The organism is Aggregatibacter sp., assembly GCF_057314075.1.
Genome location: NZ_DBHLAR010000011.1, coordinates 31,451 through 47,685 on the forward strand (window position 1 = coordinate 31,451; position 16,235 = coordinate 47,685).

The 16,235-nt window shown below is 44.8% G+C and carries 19 protein-coding genes and 1 tRNA gene; 9 read left to right on the forward strand and 11 right to left on the reverse strand.

What is annotated here, in order from left to right; genetic code table 11:
- Nucleotides 1–4: 4 nt before the first annotated feature.
- Nucleotides 5–1,864: a selenocysteine-specific translation elongation factor gene (gene selB, locus ACO5E4_RS07590; protein WP_485862619.1), complete on the reverse strand. Its 1,860-nt coding sequence runs from the start codon at nt 1,862–1,864 to the stop codon at nt 5–7.
- Nucleotides 1,861–3,255, reverse strand: a complete 1,395-nt coding sequence (selA, locus tag ACO5E4_RS07595) for an L-seryl-tRNA(Sec) selenium transferase (protein WP_485862620.1) — start codon at nt 3,253–3,255, stop codon at nt 1,861–1,863. Before selA ends, selB begins: the two co-directional genes overlap by 4 nt.
- 152 nt (nt 3,256–3,407) lie before the next feature.
- On the opposite strand from selA, the gene proS reads away from it, so the two are divergent.
- From proS to ACO5E4_RS07640, 9 genes are all read left to right on the forward strand, one after another.
- Nucleotides 3,408–5,123: a proline--tRNA ligase gene (gene proS, locus ACO5E4_RS07600; protein WP_454905025.1), complete on the forward strand. Its 1,716-nt coding sequence runs from the start codon at nt 3,408–3,410 to the stop codon at nt 5,121–5,123.
- A gap of 65 nt (nt 5,124–5,188) precedes the next feature.
- Nucleotides 5,189–5,518 carry a DMT family transporter gene (locus ACO5E4_RS07605; RefSeq protein WP_454905023.1) on the forward strand — a complete coding sequence of 110 codons (330 nt, stop codon included), beginning with the start codon at nt 5,189–5,191 and terminating at the stop codon, nt 5,516–5,518.
- 38 nt (nt 5,519–5,556) lie between these two features.
- Entirely contained in the window at nt 5,557–5,811 is a 255-nt protein-coding gene (locus ACO5E4_RS07610) for an FAD assembly factor SdhE (protein ID WP_485862621.1), read from the forward strand.
- 125 nt (nt 5,812–5,936) lie between these two features.
- A complete protein-coding gene (gene rpoE / locus ACO5E4_RS07615) occupies nt 5,937–6,512 on the forward strand; it encodes an RNA polymerase sigma factor RpoE (RefSeq protein WP_006719952.1) in 576 nt (191 codons plus the stop codon).
- A 41-nt stretch (nt 6,513–6,553) separates the two neighbouring features.
- Nucleotides 6,554–7,141 (forward strand): RseA family anti-sigma factor, encoded by a 588-nt coding sequence (locus ACO5E4_RS07620; RefSeq protein ID WP_485862622.1) that lies wholly within the window; start codon nt 6,554–6,556, stop codon nt 7,139–7,141.
- 85 nt (nt 7,142–7,226) lie between these two features.
- Entirely contained in the window at nt 7,227–8,177 is a 951-nt protein-coding gene (gene rseB / locus ACO5E4_RS07625) for a sigma-E factor regulatory protein RseB (RefSeq protein WP_485862623.1), read from the forward strand.
- A 20-nt stretch (nt 8,178–8,197) separates the two neighbouring features.
- Nucleotides 8,198–8,635 carry a SoxR reducing system RseC family protein gene (locus ACO5E4_RS07630; protein ID WP_485862624.1) on the forward strand — a complete coding sequence of 146 codons (438 nt, stop codon included), beginning with the start codon at nt 8,198–8,200 and terminating at the stop codon, nt 8,633–8,635.
- A gap of 79 nt (nt 8,636–8,714) precedes the next feature.
- The gene (gene mobB / locus ACO5E4_RS07635; protein ID WP_314954235.1) at nt 8,715–9,224 is read left to right on the forward strand and encodes a molybdopterin-guanine dinucleotide biosynthesis protein MobB; all 510 of its coding nucleotides are present in this window, start codon (nt 8,715–8,717) and stop codon (nt 9,222–9,224) included.
- Between the two features lie 12 nt (nt 9,225–9,236).
- On the forward strand, nt 9,237–10,628 hold the full coding sequence (locus ACO5E4_RS07640; RefSeq protein ID WP_485862625.1) for an MDR family MFS transporter: 1,392 nt from the start codon (nt 9,237–9,239) through the stop codon (nt 10,626–10,628).
- A gap of 63 nt (nt 10,629–10,691) precedes the next feature.
- Here ACO5E4_RS07640 and ACO5E4_RS07645 read toward each other — a convergent pair.
- From ACO5E4_RS07645 to ftsB, 9 genes are all read right to left on the reverse strand, one after another.
- Nucleotides 10,692–10,786 (reverse strand) — tRNA-Sec (locus tag ACO5E4_RS07645).
- A 143-nt stretch (nt 10,787–10,929) separates the two neighbouring features.
- Nucleotides 10,930–12,114 carry a murein hydrolase activator NlpD gene (gene nlpD / locus ACO5E4_RS07650; RefSeq protein WP_485862626.1) on the reverse strand — a complete coding sequence of 395 codons (1,185 nt, stop codon included), beginning with the start codon at nt 12,112–12,114 and terminating at the stop codon, nt 10,930–10,932.
- An 11-nt stretch (nt 12,115–12,125) separates the two neighbouring features.
- Entirely contained in the window at nt 12,126–12,314 is a 189-nt protein-coding gene (locus ACO5E4_RS07655; RefSeq protein WP_314954227.1) for a lipoprotein, read from the reverse strand.
- 13 nt (nt 12,315–12,327) lie between these two features.
- Complete coding sequence (locus tag ACO5E4_RS07660; protein WP_314954224.1) at nt 12,328–12,903, reverse strand: YqaA family protein; 576 nt, start codon at nt 12,901–12,903, stop codon at nt 12,328–12,330.
- A gap of 27 nt (nt 12,904–12,930) precedes the next feature.
- Complete coding sequence (gene surE, locus ACO5E4_RS07665) at nt 12,931–13,671, reverse strand: 5'/3'-nucleotidase SurE (protein ID WP_485862627.1); 741 nt, start codon at nt 13,669–13,671, stop codon at nt 12,931–12,933.
- Nucleotides 13,672–13,687: 16 nt separating this feature from the next.
- Nucleotides 13,688–14,698 (reverse strand): tRNA pseudouridine(13) synthase TruD, encoded by a 1,011-nt coding sequence (truD, locus tag ACO5E4_RS07670; protein WP_485862628.1) that lies wholly within the window; start codon nt 14,696–14,698, stop codon nt 13,688–13,690.
- A complete protein-coding gene (gene ispF, locus ACO5E4_RS07675) occupies nt 14,695–15,174 on the reverse strand; it encodes a 2-C-methyl-D-erythritol 2,4-cyclodiphosphate synthase (RefSeq protein WP_005702371.1) in 480 nt (159 codons plus the stop codon). The genes truD and ispF overlap by 4 nt, the downstream gene beginning before the upstream one ends.
- Nucleotides 15,171–15,866 (reverse strand): 2-C-methyl-D-erythritol 4-phosphate cytidylyltransferase, encoded by a 696-nt coding sequence (gene ispD, locus ACO5E4_RS07680; protein WP_485862629.1) that lies wholly within the window; start codon nt 15,864–15,866, stop codon nt 15,171–15,173. Before ispD ends, ispF begins: the two co-directional genes overlap by 4 nt.
- Nucleotides 15,866–16,144: a cell division protein FtsB gene (gene ftsB / locus ACO5E4_RS07685; RefSeq protein ID WP_290521225.1), complete on the reverse strand. Its 279-nt coding sequence runs from the start codon at nt 16,142–16,144 to the stop codon at nt 15,866–15,868. The genes ispD and ftsB overlap by 1 nt, the downstream gene beginning before the upstream one ends.
- Nucleotides 16,145–16,235: the final 91 nt, after the last annotated feature.

Consider the following 16,235-nt stretch of genomic DNA (forward strand, 5'->3'; position numbering starts at 1 on the left):
CACTTTATAGATCAAACACATCCGCATCGCGCAACACGTGAATATTACCTTTGCGGCGTAAGAAACCACAGCGGTCGAAATATTCCACCAGTTGCACGGTCATTTTGCGTCCGAATTGTAACGCATCACGCAATTCGTTCACCGATATACCTTCTTTGTCGGCGACAAGCTGTTTGATTAAGCGAGCGGTGGCATAAATGTTCTCGGTCAGGAAGAAGCGGTCTTTTACCACAGCGGTGAGATAACCTAATTTACCTGCTTTGTAGAGGAAGTTACGCATGGCGCTTTCTTCTTGTCCCAATAAACCTGCAAGATCACGCACCCATAATGCTTGTCCGTTATGTTGCTCAAATTGTTCGAGAACTTGCCGCCACAATGAACGTTCTTGTTCATTAAATTGAATTTTATGATCAGCGGTATGTAGCCAACCTCGGGTTTGCTGTAGCTGATTTTCGGCTAATAATTCATCAATAAAATGATAAATCAGTTTTTCCGGCTGATTCAGTGCCGCAATGCGATACAAACGAGCTTTACCTAAACCAAGTTGGTCGGGATGTTGTTCGTGATATTGCGCAAGTGCGGTCAATAATTTCGACGTTTGTTGCGTGCGATACTCGGCATTAAAGCACCAGCTTTGGAAGCGAATGCCACCGTTTTTTTCAAGAATGTCGTTCAGTTGGGAGTCTGTCAGCTGTTCAATCCACATTAACTGCTCGGCTTCCACCGCATGATTTTGTAAATAAAGTGCGGTACGTTTTTCGGCTGTTTCTGCTTGAATCAGTTGGCGTAAATAATCGAAACGGGCTTCTGTGCGCTTGTGGCGTTTTGGTGAATCGATTTCAATTACTTTTGCGCCACCAAGTACGGCGGTCGAGTTGCTGTTGCGTAAGATAATTTTGTCACCATGCGCCAAAAACAACGGTTGTTCTAAAATCAGTTCTGCCAGCGCTTGTTGCTGGGGTGCGAGTTTTTGTTGTTGCAATAACGTCAGCTTGCCCGTGGTGTGTGAGGCGGCGTGATAAATATGCACCGGTTGGCTTTCGTTCAGTGGAATTTGGTTTTCCAGCCAAACGGTGACGCGATCTGTTGCCTCGGCAGGCGGTTGGGAGAACAACCAATCGCCGCGCTCAATTAATGTGCGGTCGAAATCCAAGTTAATATTTAGCGCGAGGCGTTGCCCTGCCAAGCCTTCTGTGCTTTGTTCGTTTTGTGCGTGGATATTTTTCACCCGCACTTTTTGTCCATTGCTTAAATACAATTCGTCGTCAATGGCAACCTTGCCCGCAAATGCCGTGCCTGTCACCACGGTGCCGGCACCTTTAATGGTGAAAATACGGTCGATGGCATAACGGAACGGTTTTTCTGTCTCGGACAATTCCGGCAACTGTGCCAAATAATCGCGTAACGTTTCAATACCCTGACCGGTGGTGGCAGAGGTCACGAAAAATTGACTGTTTGCCAAGATGGCATAGTGTTGGCGTAGCTGTTGTTCTAATGCGTCAATTTTTTGCGCATCGGCGCGGTCGGCTTTGGTGATCACTACCATGATTTCCTGCAATTGCAACAAGCTCAAAATGTTTAAGTGCTCGATGGTTTGCGCTTGCACGCCTTCGTCTGCGGCAACGATAAGCATGGCGTAATGAATGCCGCCCAAGCCTGCCAACATATTGGCAAGAAAACGTTCGTGTCCCGGTACATCAATAAAACCGAGGATTTGATCTTTTAGTGGCAAATAGGCGTAGCCCAAATCAATGGTCATGCCGCGTTTTTTTTCTTCCGGTAAATGCGCCGTATGCGTGCCGGTGAGGGCCTGTAATAGCGCGGTTTTGCCGTGGTCAACGTGTCCGGATGTGACAATAATCATAATGTCTCCAAGCTATCTAGAAGGCGATCAAGGCTCGCCAAACTGCGTAAATCTAACCAAATTTTATCCCGTTCAATGCGCCCGATAACCGGTTGCGGTAACGCCAATAAACGGGCGAAAAGTGCGGTGATTTTTGTCTGCGTTTTTTCTGTTGCCGGCGCAATAGTCACCGCGACTGACGGAATTCTCGCCAACGGCTGGGAGCCGCTACCAACTTGCGCTTCGCTTGGTTCGATAGCAACAACGTAGTCTGTATTTAATCGATTTTCCAACCGCACTTTTAGTTGTTCTGCTTGTGCTTGTAATTCAGCTACAGGCTGAGTGAGCAGATGAAGTGCGGTCAGTTTTTCGGTAATTTTTTCCGGTTGCAAATACAAACGCAAAGTGGCTTCTAGCCCGGCGAGAGTGACTTTGTCGCAACGCAACACGCGTTTGAGCGGATGGGCTTGTAGCTGTTGAATCAATGCTTTTTTACCCACGATAATACCCGCTTGCGGTCCGCCAAGCAGTTTGTCGCCGGAGAAGGAAATCAAATCCAGACCCTGTTGTAATTTTTCTTGCACCGTGGGTTCTTCCGGCAAGTCGAATTGTTTCAGATCGATTAACGCGCCGCTACCTAAATCCGTGATGACCGGAATGCCAAACTCTTTGCCTAATTCCGCCAGTTCTTGTTCGTCAACAGAATGCGTGAAACCACAAATTTGGTAGTTACTGCTGTGAACTTTCATTAAAAAGGCGGTATTTTCGTTAATTGCGTTGCGATAATCTTTTAAATGGGTACGGTTGGTGGTGCCCACTTCCACCAGTTTGCAACCTGCCTGCGCCATGATGTCGGGAATGCGGAAAGCACCGCCGATTTCAATCAATTCACCGCGGGAGATGATCACCTCTTTCCCCTGCGCGAAAGTCGCCAACATCAGTAATACCGCCGCTGCGTTGTTGTTCACCACACAAGCCGCCTCTGCGCCCGTGAGTTGTTGCAGTAAGTCGCTGATGTAGTTATCCCGATGGCTCCGCTCGCCTGCCGCTAAATCATATTCCAACGCGACATTGCCCTGCATAGCGTCTAGTGCCGCTTGTTGTGCCGCCGGTGACCACAACGCGCGCCCGAGATTGGTATGTAATACTGTGCCGGTTAAATTATGTACGCTTTTTATGTTCACCTGTTGTTGTAGCAATAATTGTTGGCGGATGTACTGAAAGGTCGCGTCATCGGTTTGCAAAAAGTACGGTAGATTTTCATGGCGTTTTATATGTTCGCGTGCTTGTTGTAACAAGTCTCGGCAAACATTGACGGTGGCGCTATGGCCAAATTCTGCCACGAATTGTTCTCCTTGCGGGGTTTTGAGTAATTTATCGACGGCGGGAAGGGCTTGATAAAGGGCTGACATGATGATTCCTTTTTCTGGGGTTAAATTGGCATTTTTAGCGGGGATTATAAGGCGTGAAACCTGATTTCTTCTTTGCTTTTGCGTGCGCATTAGATACACTAACGCCAATTTTTTTCTCGTATTTTTAAATTCTTGGAATTATAGGTAATTCAATGCGTACAAGTAAATATTTATTATCCACCTTAAAAGAAACCCCGGCAGAAGCGGCGATTGTTAGCCATCAACTCATGTTACGTGCGGGCATGATTCGCCCTCTAGCTTCTGGGCTTTATAACTGGATGCCAACCGGTTGGCGCGTGCTACAAAAAGTGGAAAACATCATTCGTGAAGAAATGAATAAAAGCGGTGCTATCGAGATCAAAATGCCCGTAGTACAACCGGCAGAATTATGGCAGGAGTCCGGTCGTTGGGATCAGTATGGTCCGGAATTATTGCGTTTTACCGACCGTGGCGAACGGAGTTTTGTGATCGGTCCAACCAATGAAGAAGCGATTACCGATTTAATGCGTCGTGAAGTGACCTCTTACCGTCAGCTTCCTCTTAATTTATATCATATTCAAACCAAGTTCCGTGACGAAGTGCGTCCACGTTTCGGTGTGATGCGTAGCCGCGAATTTATTATGAAAGATGCTTATTCTTTCCACATGGACAAAGAAAGTTTGCAACAAACCTATGAGGTGATGTATCAAACTTACAGCAACATTTTCACCCGTTTAGGGTTGGATTTCCGTGCCGTACAAGCAGACACCGGTTCTATCGGCGGTAGCGCGTCTCATGAGTTCCAAGTGTTGGCGAACAGCGGTGAAGATGATGTGATTTTCTCCACCGAATCCGATTATGCAGCGAACATCGAACTTGCCGAAGCGGTGGCGGTGGGTGAACGTGCCGCACCAACTAAAGCGATGGAATTGGTGGATACACCGAATGCGAAAACCATTGCGGAGCTTGTCGCGCAATTTAATCAACCGATTGAGAAAACCGTTAAAACCTTGATTGTAAAAGGGGCTAGTGAAGAACAACCGTTAGTGGCGTTAATCATTCGTGGCGATCACGAATTAAATGAAGTCAAAGCGGAAAAATTGGCAGAAGTCGCTTCCCCATTTGAATTTGCTGATGAAGCCGCCATTAAAGCCAAAATTGGCGCAGGTGTAGGTTCCCTTGGGCCGGTCAATTTAAATATTCCAGTGATCATTGACCGCAGCGTGGCGATCATGTCTGATTTCAGCGCCGGTGCCAACATTGACGGTAAACATTATTTCAACATTAACTGGGAACGCGATGTGGCGTTGCCGAAAGTGGCGGATATTCGTAATGTGGTGGAAGGCGACCCAAGTCCGGATGGCAAAGGTACCTTACTCATTAAACGTGGTATTGAAGTCGGTCATATTTTCCAATTAGGCGACAAATATTCCAAAGCCATGAATGCGACAGTACAGGGTGAAGACGGTCGTCCTACAGTCGTCACCATGGGCTGCTATGGTATTGGTGTGACGCGTGTTGTGGCAGCCGCCATTGAACAGCATCATGATGAACGTGGCATTATTTGGCCGAGCGATGCGATGGCGCCGTTCACCGTGGCGATTGTACCGATGAATATGCATAAATCGGAAAGCGTGCAAGCATTCGCTGAAGAGTTATACCGCACTTTATTGGCACAAGGCGTGGAAGTGATTTTTGATGATCGTAAAGAACGCCCGGGCGTGATGTTTGCGGATATGGAACTTATCGGAGTGCCGCACATGGTCGTCATCGGTGAGAAAAATTTAGCGAACGGCGAAATCGAATATAAAAATCGTCGCACCGGTGAGAAACAAATGATTGCGAAAGCGCAATTATTAGACTTCTTAAAAAGCCAAATTAAGGCGTAATTGAAATAAAAAGTGCGGTCGGATTTTTAACTGAATTTCCGACCGCACTTTTGTATAGGGAAAACATGAATCCGTGGATTTTATTAGCTGTTTCTATTTGTTTGGAAATTGTCGCGACCAATCTATTGAAAGTCAGCGACGGTTTTACTAAACCGTTGCCGACGCTTGGCACTTTGGCTTTTTATGGTTGTTCTTTTTATTTTGTTTCCATTATTTTTCGCACGCTTCCGGTTGGTTTAGTATATGCCATTTGGTCTGGGGCGGGCATTGTGTTGACAGCGATTGTGGCCTATTTTGCCTTTGGGCAGAAAATTGATACTGCCGGTTTAATTGGCATGGGATTGATCATCTGTGGTGTGTTAGTGATTAATTTATTTTCGCAAACGGCACACTGACGCTATAATCCAATTGACTTTTGGGAAAGGAGAATAGGATGAAAAAGTATGATCCGCTGCGCATTGAGTGGGATTGTCGGCGCGGTATGTTGGAATTAGACAAGGTCATCATGCCTTTTTATAAACAGTATTTTGACGGGCTTAATGAGCATAAAAAAGAGGTTTTTATTCGTTTGTTAGCCTCGACTGATTTACAACTTTTTTCGTGGTTCTTTAATAACGGCGAAATCCATGATCCGGAATTGCGTGAAATGGTGCTGGAAATTCAGCAAAAATTAAACTTAACGCATTGATTTTTTATTGTTTTATTGGTTTTTTCTAAAATAACTGAACTTTTTTTTATTCATCTCGTCTAACGCATAACAATAGCTTGCTGGCTTTGAAATTAAAGTTTGTTAGAAGTGATATTTGAGGTTATATGGCTGAACAGCTAACAGATCAAGCTTTGGTAGAAAGGGTGCAGCAGGGAGATAAGAAAGCTTTCAATTTGTTGGTATCGCGTTATCAAAATAAAGTAGCTGGATTACTGACTCGGTATATTTCACCGAATGATATTCCCGATGTTGTACAAGAATCATTTATAAAAGCATACCGTTCCATCGGCTCTTTTCGTGGTGATAGTGCTTTCTATACTTGGCTATACAGAATCGCAGTGAATACTGCAAAAAATTATTTGACTGCACAAGGGCGTCGTCCACCAAGCGAAGATATTTTAGCTGAAGATGCGGAATCCTACGATGTAGGAACAAATTTACGGGTTGTGGATACGCCTGAAAATGAAATGTTATCCAACGAGTTGAAGAATATTGTATTTGATACGATTAAAGGTTTACAGGAAGATTTACGCACAGCAATTACTTTACGCGAAATCGAGGGATTGAGTTACGAAGAAATTGCGGAAATTATGGATTGCCCAGTAGGTACTGTGAGATCGCGGATTTTTAGAGCGCGTGAAATCATTGAAAGTAAAGTTAAACCGCTTTTACAGCGTTAATAAAAAACAGGAATAAAACTACGATTATTCGGAGTAAAAACATGCAAAAAGAACTACTTTCAGCATATATTGATGGTGAGCAAGTCAATCATGAACTCACTGAAAAATTGTGCCAAAATGCAGAATTGCAAGAGAGTTGGGCGAACTTCCACACCATTCGTTCTGTTATGCGTCAAGAAACAAATATTTTCTTAGGCGCGGATTTTACTGCAAAAATGGAAAGTTTGATTGCAGCTGAAGAAATTCAAACGGCTGAAGTTACCGAGTCTCAACCATTGCCACAGGAAGTAGAAAACTCTCCGTTTATGCAAAAATTAAAAGCATGGTTTATGCCAATGACACAAGTTGCCGTTGCTGCGGCCGTATGCTTGGTGGCGGTGTTGGGTGTACAGTCTTTCAATGCAAAATCTACTGTACAAAATGCAGTGGATACACCGGTTTTACAAACACTGCCGTTTAATAATGGTGTGCAGGAAGTCAGTTACAACGCACCAAGCAAAGATGTCATCACAGCCGAACAGCTTGAACAAAAAAATAAACGTATTGGCGCTATGTTACAAAGCTATGAACTACAACGTCGTGTTTATGCCGATTCAATGAATTTAGGACAGAATCATAGCAATAGATAATACTCTATGTATTCCGGTATAACTGTTTTTTATGAGAATTCACCACCATTTTTTGGTGGTGAATTTGTTTATTAGGAATTTGATCATGTTAAAAACATTTCTAAAAACCACCGCACTTTTTTTCTTATTAAGCGCCTCATTTTCTTCCCTTGGTGCAGAAATGCTTTCGCCGAAACAGTTGTTGCAGGATATGAAGAAAGCGACGGAACAGCTAAATTATGAATTTTCTTTTGTACAAACTACGCCTTCTAATATGGATTCATTGCGTTACCGTCATTTTAAATCTCATGGCAAAATATTTGCGCAATTGGTGACGCTAGATGGTGCACAACAAGAAATTGTGCAACGTGATAATTTAATTAGCTATTTTCAACCGAACTATCAACCTTTCACTATTAATAGTGAAGGCATTACCGATAATTTACCGCCACTCATCCGAGCGAATTTTGATACGTTGGAGCAATACTATGATTTCGTTAATATCGGGCGTAATCGCGTAGCGGATCATGTGGTACAAACCATTCGAATTTTGCCGAAAGACGATTTCCGTTATCAATATGTGGCCTTTATTGATGAAGACACTAACTTACTGTTGCGCAGTGATATGCTTGATCGAGACGGTAATTTATTGGATCAATTTCGTGTCGTCAATTTGTATGTGGGAAATGGGATTTCAGGCTTAGTGGATTATTTAAATCAAGTGGCTTTTCCTCCGTTATTAATGGATAAAAACGCAAATCAAACGCCGGATTTTAATTGGGTTCCAGGTTGGTTGCCACAAGGTTTTAAAGTGGTAAATCGTAGCATTGAGCATGATGGCGACGATAAAATTGAATCACAACTTTACAGTGATGGATTGTTTTCTTTTACGTTATATGTGTCTGACAAAATCACTGAAAACACGCAGCGAGATAACACTTGGCGACAAGGTGCGTACACCATTTATAACGAAACAGTGGACAGCAAAGAAGTGACGATTATTGGGCAATTGCCGATTTCTACGGCAAAACGTATCGTGCAAGACATTCAATTTTAGAAAAAATAAACAGGCTTATTATGTTGACAGAAAGTGCGGTCGTGATTGAATACGAATCCGGCAAGGCGAAAGTAAAATGCCAATCACAAAGTGCCTGTGGCAGTTGTGCGGCAAAAGCTGCTTGTGGTAATTCTGCGTTATCTGAATTAACCGGTAGTGGCGTGCATGGAGAGCATATTTTTACCATTGAAACCATTACACCGCTAAAAGTGGGTCAGTTGGTCGAAATTGGTTTATCTGAACATTCTTTGATCAAATCTGCGTTGCTGATGTATTGCGTACCTTTACTTACTTTATTATTCAGTACCTTATTGTTTGATTCATTGTTTAGTCATGAACTTGTCAGTGTATTTTTCATTTTTATTTCCACTGGCCTTTCCTTCCTTGGTGTGCGCTGGTATGCACAAAAGCTGAATCGCAAATCAGCTTACCAACCGGTGTTGCTGCGTGTGCTCTAAATCTTTGGACATCATTCGTTTTCTTTGGCGGGCTGGTATATAATCAGCCCGTTTATTTTATTATCTTTAAGGAAATATTATGCTCCCTATGCTTGGCATTACTGGTTACAGCGGCAGCGGCAAAACCACCTTATTAGAAAAATTACTCCCGAAATTAAAACAACGTGGCTTGCGTCCTGCGGTGATTAAACACAGTCACCATGATGCACAAGTGGATAAACCGGGCAAAGACAGTTGGCGTATGAAAGATGCCGGTGCCAGCCAAGTGATTATGGCCTGTGATCATCGCTGGGCACTTATGACAGAAACTCCACAACAACATATTTCCCTGCCTTATTTATGTGAACAATTTGATCACGAATTAACCGACCTCATTTTAGTAGAAGGCTTCAAACAGGAGCCGATTGAAAAGATTTTGTTGCATCGCCAAGACATGACTAAACCACTACCCGACATTGATGATCTCGTGTTGGCCGTTGCTACAGATTATCCTTTAACGGCAGATAAACCTTGTTTGGATATTAATAATATTGCGCAGGTTGCTGATTTTATTACGGCTTGGTACGGGCAAAAGTGCGGTCGAATTTAAGCGTGGTTTTTTATGCCTAAGCTCCAACATTATCGCCATTTATCCTTAATTGCCGCCATGGCATTATTTATGCAGTCCCTTGATGCCACTATTTTGAACACGGCATTGCCTGCTATTTCTGCCGATTTGCATGAATCACCGTTAGAAATGCAAATGGCGATAATCAGTTATTCCCTCACTGTTGCATTATTTATTCCACTCACCGGTTGGATTGCCGATAAATACGGCACGCTCAATGTGTTTCGGGTTGCGGTGGCGATTTTTGTGCTTGGTTCTGTTGCTTGTGCCGCCTCCAATTCATTAAATGCATTGATTTGGTCGCGCGTGTTGCAAGGGCTAGGCGGGGCAATGATGATGCCGGTAGCACGCTTGGCAATTATTCGTCATGTCCCCAAAAATCAATTGGTTGCTGCATGGAATGCTATGGCGATGGCGGGGCTGATTGGCCCGGTGCTCGGGCCGATTGTGGGCGGATGGCTTGTGACACATGCCAGCTGGCATTGGATTTTCCTAATTAACATTCCTATTGGTATCCTTGGGATTGGATTTGCCGGTCGGTATATGCCGAACAGTACGGGCAATATTAGTAAGCTGGATTGGTGGGGCTTTTTGCTGTTTGGTGGTGGGCTGGTAGGGTTGACGCTCGGCTTGGATTTGTTGTCTGAAGATCGTATCAATCAATGGCTGACTGCGTTGATTTTGGCTGTGGGATTGGGGTGTTTCTCCTTTTATTATTTGTATGCTCAATGGGTAAAGAATCCTTTATTGCCGTTAAATTTATTTGCTACGCGCACGTTTCGGCTGGGCATGGTGGCGAATATTTTTATCCGTTTGTGTGGTTCGGGCATTCCGTTTTTAATGCCGCTGATGTTGCAGGTTGTGTTTAATTATAGCGCGGATGTTGCCGGTTGGTTGTTAGCGCCAATTGCACTAAGTTCTGTGTTAACGAAATCCTTTGTTGGAAAAATTCTAGTGCGTTTGGGTTATAAAACGACATTAATGCTGACCGCACTTTCGATGACCCTTGCCATTGCTGCCATGAGCCTGCTGCAACAAGATACACCGATTTGGTGTTTGGTGCTGATTTTGGCTTGGTACGGTAGCTGTATGTCAATTATTTTCACCTCGGTTAACACGCTGACGATTAGCGATTTAGGTGAACACAATGCCAGTGCAGGTTCTACTTATCTCAGTGTGATTCAACAAGTGGGGATTAGTATTGGTATTGCTATTTCTGCTGTGATTTTAGACCTTTACCGTCATTTTATTGGTGAAAGCGGTGAACAACTTCAACGTGCATTCAGTGCGACCTTCCTGACCTCAGCTATTTTCGGCATCATTTTATTATGGGTTTTAACTTACCTTAGAAAAGAAGATGGTGCGGAGAATTTTCGTCGAGAATAAAAAGTTTATTTTTTGAAGGTGTTTTCGGGAGATATTCTGTTAGGCGTGAGAGAAAAGTTGAATTGGCGGAAGATCGTAGGAGTTGAACCTACCCGAGACTGCTGGCAGCCTCAACAGGATTTGAAGTCCTGCCGCTTCACCGGAAACGACGATCTTCCTTTGGGAAATTGGTGCGAACTTTAGCGCAAAAGTCGGGACGATTCAAGTTGAGCCGCAAAATAATAGCCTGAATTGATTAAAAAAAGTGCGGTCAGAAAAATGATTAAATTTCTGACCGCACTTTGAGTTTTATAAGTTGAAATTAACGACGTGGTAAATAACGTGTCGGATCAACAGATTTTCCTTTGTAACGAATTTCAAAGTGAAGTTTTACATCGTTAGTGCCGGTGTTCCCCATTTTGGCGATTTGTTGGCCGGCTTTTACTTCTTGCTGATCTTTCACTAAGATGCTGTCGTTGTGGGCATAGGCACTGAGGAAATCATCGTTATGTTTGATGATGATAAGATTTCCGTAACCGCGGAGTGCGTTGCCGGCGTAAACGACACGGCCATCTGCCGCAGCGTTAACGGCTTGACCACGAGAACCGCCAATATCAATCCCTTTATTGCCACCATCGGAACTAGAGAAACCTTGAACGACATTACCACTTGTTGGCCAGCGCCAAGCAATGGTAGAGGCAACAGGTGCATTGTCTTGTGGGATTGGTTGGCTTACCACAGGTTGGTTTTGAATTTGTACTGGTTGATTTACCGGTGCGGTATTTACCGGCGGTAAACCGCCTGCGGTGGCTTTTACCGGGCCGGTAATAGTGCCATCAGAACCATATTGTGTGCCATTTGCGCCCGGTGTGTAAGTAACGGTTGGTTCACTGCTCACCGGTTGTTGAACTGGCGCTTGTGGTTGTGGCGCAACAGCAGGTTGTGTCACGCTTTGAGAACGTCCGTTAGACACTTTCAAGGTTTGCCCTACGCTTAAATTGTAAGGCTCCTTCATATTATTTAAAGCTGCTAATTCTTTTACATCCAAACCGGAAATATACGCGATAAGGAACATGGTATCACCTTTGCGCACGGTATAGGTGTTACCTTTGTAGAAGCCTTTATTAATTTGGCTGTAATCCGGTGCGTTGGTGGTTGGGTTGCGTGGAATCGTGAAATCCTGTGAAGTTTGTTGCGGTTTATTTTGCACTACCGGCGTCGGTTGTGGTTTTTGCACCGGTTGTGGTTGATAAGTTGGTTGGAAATTCGGCTGTGGTGCAGATTGTGCCGGCGCTTGAGGCATTGGCGCATTCATGCTGTTGGGTACATTACTTTGTTGAATTTGCGGTTCCCATGTCGCATTCCCACCCATAGATGGACTATCAACCGGTTGCATCATGCCTGGCGATAACGTGCCATCAGCACTTTCTACCGGTGCCGGCGAGTTTGAGCTACAAGCTGCAAGAACAGCAATGGTAATCGGTAAAAGTAAAAAGGATTTTTTCATAGAGGTATTCCTTATTGCATATTTATTGGCATACGTTGTTGTTGAATTTCCGGCATCCAACTACCGCCTGCGATAGCGCCGGTGCCTTCTACCGGTTGCATGATGCCCGGCGGAAGTGAATTTTCGTCTTTCCCCGCATCATCAGAAGAACAAGCCGAGAGAGTTAATACCATAGACAATAATAAAATTGATTTTTTCATTTTATAACCCTGATTAACGTAAAATAAAATAAGCGACAACGGCTAAAACCACCATCGACCATCCAATGAGCTCAATGGATTTGCGCAGTTTTGCTGCAAATTTTTCACCTCCCCAAGCCGCTAATTTGGCGACCAATAAGAACCTTGCCGCACGAGAAATAAACGCGGTGATAACAAAAGGTAAAAATGCCATTTGCATCACGCCGGCACAGATGGTGAAAACTTTGTAAGGAATTGGTGAGAACCCTGCTACAAAAACCACTAAAATGCCCCATTTTTCAAACCATTGAATAGCGGTTTGCCAATGCGACTGATAGCCCCATTGATTAATGTAATGTTCTACAAAATCAAACGCATAATAACCCAATGCATAGCCGATCATGCCACCCAAGACGGAAGCAATCGCCGTAACTAAGGCCAATTTCACCGCACTTTGTGGCTTTGACATGGACATTGGAATTAACATGACATCCGGCGGAATGGGAAAAAAAATGGCTTCGATAAAACTGACAAAAGTTAGCCAAAATGGGGCGAAACGGTGTTTCGACCACGCCATGGTTTTATCGTACATTGCGCCAAATAAATTCATTTACTTTCCTTATGTTGAAAGACGAAATTATTCACTTTCTAACCAATGTTGTAAAGCCTTCATTGAGTGGTGTGCCGTCATATCGACTTGAATCGGCGTGATGGACACATAACCATTTTTTACTGCATGAAAATCCGTGCCTTCGCCCTCATATTCCGGCAATCCGCTCAGCCCGATCCAATAAATATCTTCGCCACGCGGGCTTTGTTGTTTAATGACTTCGGCGGAAGAAGAGCGGTAACCCAAATGGCAGACTTTAATGCCTTTGAGTTCTTCATAAGGCACGTCCGGCACATTAATATTGAGAATTTCGTGTTTGCCCAATAATTGCGAATGTAATTTAGGGACGAGTTCGCATACCACACGCGCAGCCGTGTCAAAATGTTGACGACCGTCAAGAGACACCGCAATAGACGGCAAGCCCAAATGACGCCCTTCAAAGGCGGCGGCCACGGTACCGGAATACAATACATCGTCCCCCAAGTTTGCACCGGCGTTAATGCCGGAGACCACTAAATCGATGCGCCCGGAAAGAAAACCGTTGAGCGCAATGTGTACGCAATCGGCGGGCGTGCCGTTAACGCAGTAATCGCCACTTTCCAAATGTAACGGTTGTAATGGTTTCACTAAGGTTAACGAACTAGACGCGGCACTGCGGTTGCTGTCAGGGGCGACGATGGTAACATTGGCGATCTTGCGCAAGGCCTCTGCCATGGTGCGAATACCCGGCGCGTGAATGCCGTCGTCGTTACTCAATAAAATATTCATAGAAAATTCCTGTGTTTTAATTCTCGATATTGACCAGTTCGCGAATGAGTGCGGTGGCATAACTACCCGCCGGTAAAGCAAATTGAAGGCGCAAGCCGTTTGGCTCAAACTGCCATTGAAAATATTGCGGGTGCATTAAAATGGGGCGCCGTGCCGCTTTCATGCGTTCTTGACGCATTAACGCAAACAACGCCTGATGTTGGGCGAAAATTTCATTTTCAAAATCGACCGCACTTTTTTCTTCTTCGCCGATAAGTGGCGCAGTGAGTAAAACATCTTGTTGTGCCAAACGCTGTTGCAGCTGCGCCAAATCTTCCGATTCGTCCACCACAAACCAGCTGTGTGAACCGTTCAGTTGTAACACATCGCCGACTAAAATCTGCTGTGCCAAGTTCAATTCCATCCGTTTGGACACGAGTAAATTAAACATTTCGCTGCGTGCAGCAGAAAGATAGAAGCTGCGTTTATTGCGATCTTTGACTTTAATTTCGCCGTTTGCCCAGCGTAACGCCTGCGTTAAGTTATTGCCATCACGGCCAAAACGTTGTTCGGTGAAATAATTTGGGAAACCGTTTTTTGCCAAAAAATCTAACCGCACTTTGAGTTCGTCGGTTTCTTTGGCGTTGCGGAGCAAAATCTCAAAATGATTGCCTTGTAGGCTGCCGATACGAATTTTGCGTTGGTGGCGGGTGACGTCGAGAATTTCTACCCCTTCGAGGGAAAATTGATTGAAATCCGGTGTTGGTTGTCCTGGCATTTGCAGACTGAACCATTGCTCGGTAACAGCTTTACGATCTTTTAAACCGGCGTAGCTCATGTTGCGCGCGGAAATGCCGGCAAATTTTGCCAGCTGTTCGCCTACAAACAAGGTGTTGCAATCGGTTTTGCGTACTTTCACGGCAACAAATTCGCCATCGCCACTCATGTCGTAGCCGAGCTGTTCTTTCACTACAAAATCCGCACATTCCGCTTTTAAAAGTGCGGTCTGTTTTGGCGGTGTTTTTTGCAGATAGGCTAAATCCATCATGATTTGCGCACCAACAATGCCACGGCTTCGCAGGCAATGCCTTCACCGCGACCGGTAAAGCCAAGCTTTTCTGAGGTAGTGGCTTTGACGTTGACTTGTTCGATGTCGACAGACAAATCTTGTGCGATCAGGGCGCGCATGGCGTCAATATGCGGGCGCATTTTCGGTGCTTGCGCAATGATGGTCACATCCACGTTGCCTACGACATAGCCTTTTTCCTGTACTTGACGGTACGCTTCCCGTAATAACACGCGGCTGTCTGCGCCTTTGTATTGCATATCCGTGTCGGGGAACAGCTTGCCGATGTCACCTAAGGCCACTGCGCCAAGTAAGGCATCGGTCAGCGCATGGAGCGCCACATCGCCGTCGGAATGGGCGATAAAGCCTTTGTCAAAGGGAATGGTGACGCCGCCGATAATGAGCGGGTTGTCGGTGCCGAAAGCGTGAACGTCAAAACCATGGCCGATTCGTATCATTTTGTCTTCCTCATTAAATAAAATTCTGCCAACGCCAAATCTTCCGGGCGGGTGACTTTAATATTATCGCTACGCCCCGCCACCAAGTGCGGTCGAAATCCCGCGAGCTCCATGGCGGAGGCTTCATCCGTCACGGCAAGCTGTTGCTGCTTGGCGTGGATTAACGCATTTCGTAATAGCTCCGCACGGAAAAATTGCGGCGTCTGCGCTAACCAAAGTTGACTGCGATCTTCGGTGTGGACAATTTGTTGTGAAGGCAGCGCGCGCTTGATGGTATCCGTCGCCGGAATCGCCAAAATCGCGCCGTTGTCATCATGAATTTCAAGCAATTTATCCAAATCGCCGTGCGTTAAACAAGGACGTGCCGCATCATGCACCATCACCCAAACATCCGTGCCGGCATTTTGGATGGCTTTTAATCCGTTTAACACTGAATCCGCACGGGTTTCTCCACCTTCGACTAACGTAATTTTGGGGTTTTGTGTCAGGTTAAGCTGAGTAATGTAAGGATCATCGGCAGCCACTGCCAATACGATTTGGCTGATGTGTGGATAAGATAGCAACACGTTTAAGGTGTGCTGCAAAATGGGTTGTCCGTGAATAGGAAGGTATTGTTTCGGTTTGTCCGCTTTCATCCGACTGCCAATGCCGGCCGCCGGTACAACGGCGATAATCTTGCGATTTGAAGTCATTATTTGTGTTCTTTGACGATGTGATAGAAAGTTTCGTTTGGTTTCACCATTTCATGTTGCAAACGCGCGCGTTCCTCAATGGCATCTACCCCTTCTTTTAAGTCTTTAATTTCCGCAGCAATGATCTGATTTCGTTGGGACAGTCTTTCATTTTCCTGTTGATGGACGGCAATTTCTTTGGTGGTAGCTTGATAATCCCAATAGCCGTTTTTGCCGAACCAAAAATCGTATTGGAACAGCAATAACACTGCGATGAGTAAAGAAATAAATAAGCGCATAAAAAAATAATAAATCGAATCGAAAAAATTGCGCGTAGTTTACCTTGAATTGCACCAAAATGCGATATTGCCTACCCGGCGCCGAATAATT

Bases quoted from the DNA above. Each gene is read 5' to 3' on its own strand.
- nlpD (WP_485862626.1), bottom strand. From the start codon at position 12,114: ATGAAAAAATCCTTTTTACTTTTACCGATTACCATTGCTGTTCTTGCA.
- surE (WP_485862627.1), bottom strand. From the start codon at position 13,671: ATGAATATTTTATTGAGTAACGACGACGGCATTCACGCGCCGGGTATT.
- ACO5E4_RS07630 (WP_485862624.1), top strand. From the start codon at position 8,198: ATGTTGACAGAAAGTGCGGTCGTGATTGAATACGAATCCGGCAAGGCG.
- ispD (WP_485862629.1), bottom strand. From the start codon at position 15,866: ATGACTTCAAATCGCAAGATTATCGCCGTTGTACCGGCGGCCGGCATT.
- ACO5E4_RS07620 (WP_485862622.1), top strand. From the start codon at position 6,554: ATGCAAAAAGAACTACTTTCAGCATATATTGATGGTGAGCAAGTCAAT.
- selA (WP_485862620.1), bottom strand. From the start codon at position 3,255: ATGTCAGCCCTTTATCAAGCCCTTCCCGCCGTCGATAAATTACTCAAA.
- selB (WP_485862619.1), bottom strand. From the start codon at position 1,864: ATGATTATTGTCACATCCGGACACGTTGACCACGGCAAAACCGCGCTA.
- ftsB (WP_290521225.1), bottom strand. From the start codon at position 16,144: ATGCGCTTATTTATTTCTTTACTCATCGCAGTGTTATTGCTGTTCCAA.
- ACO5E4_RS07660 (WP_314954224.1), bottom strand. From the start codon at position 12,903: ATGAATTTATTTGGCGCAATGTACGATAAAACCATGGCGTGGTCGAAA.
- ACO5E4_RS07610 (WP_485862621.1), top strand. From the start codon at position 5,557: ATGAAAAAGTATGATCCGCTGCGCATTGAGTGGGATTGTCGGCGCGGT.
- mobB (WP_314954235.1), top strand. From the start codon at position 8,715: ATGCTCCCTATGCTTGGCATTACTGGTTACAGCGGCAGCGGCAAAACC.
- ACO5E4_RS07605 (WP_454905023.1), top strand. From the start codon at position 5,189: ATGAATCCGTGGATTTTATTAGCTGTTTCTATTTGTTTGGAAATTGTC.
- proS (WP_454905025.1), top strand. From the start codon at position 3,408: ATGCGTACAAGTAAATATTTATTATCCACCTTAAAAGAAACCCCGGCA.
- rseB (WP_485862623.1), top strand. From the start codon at position 7,227: ATGTTAAAAACATTTCTAAAAACCACCGCACTTTTTTTCTTATTAAGC.
- ACO5E4_RS07640 (WP_485862625.1), top strand. From the start codon at position 9,237: ATGCCTAAGCTCCAACATTATCGCCATTTATCCTTAATTGCCGCCATG.
- rpoE (WP_006719952.1), top strand. From the start codon at position 5,937: ATGGCTGAACAGCTAACAGATCAAGCTTTGGTAGAAAGGGTGCAGCAG.
- ispF (WP_005702371.1), bottom strand. From the start codon at position 15,174: ATGATACGAATCGGCCATGGTTTTGACGTTCACGCTTTCGGCACCGAC.
- truD (WP_485862628.1), bottom strand. From the start codon at position 14,698: ATGATGGATTTAGCCTATCTGCAAAAAACACCGCCAAAACAGACCGCA.
- ACO5E4_RS07655 (WP_314954227.1), bottom strand. From the start codon at position 12,314: ATGAAAAAATCAATTTTATTATTGTCTATGGTATTAACTCTCTCGGCT.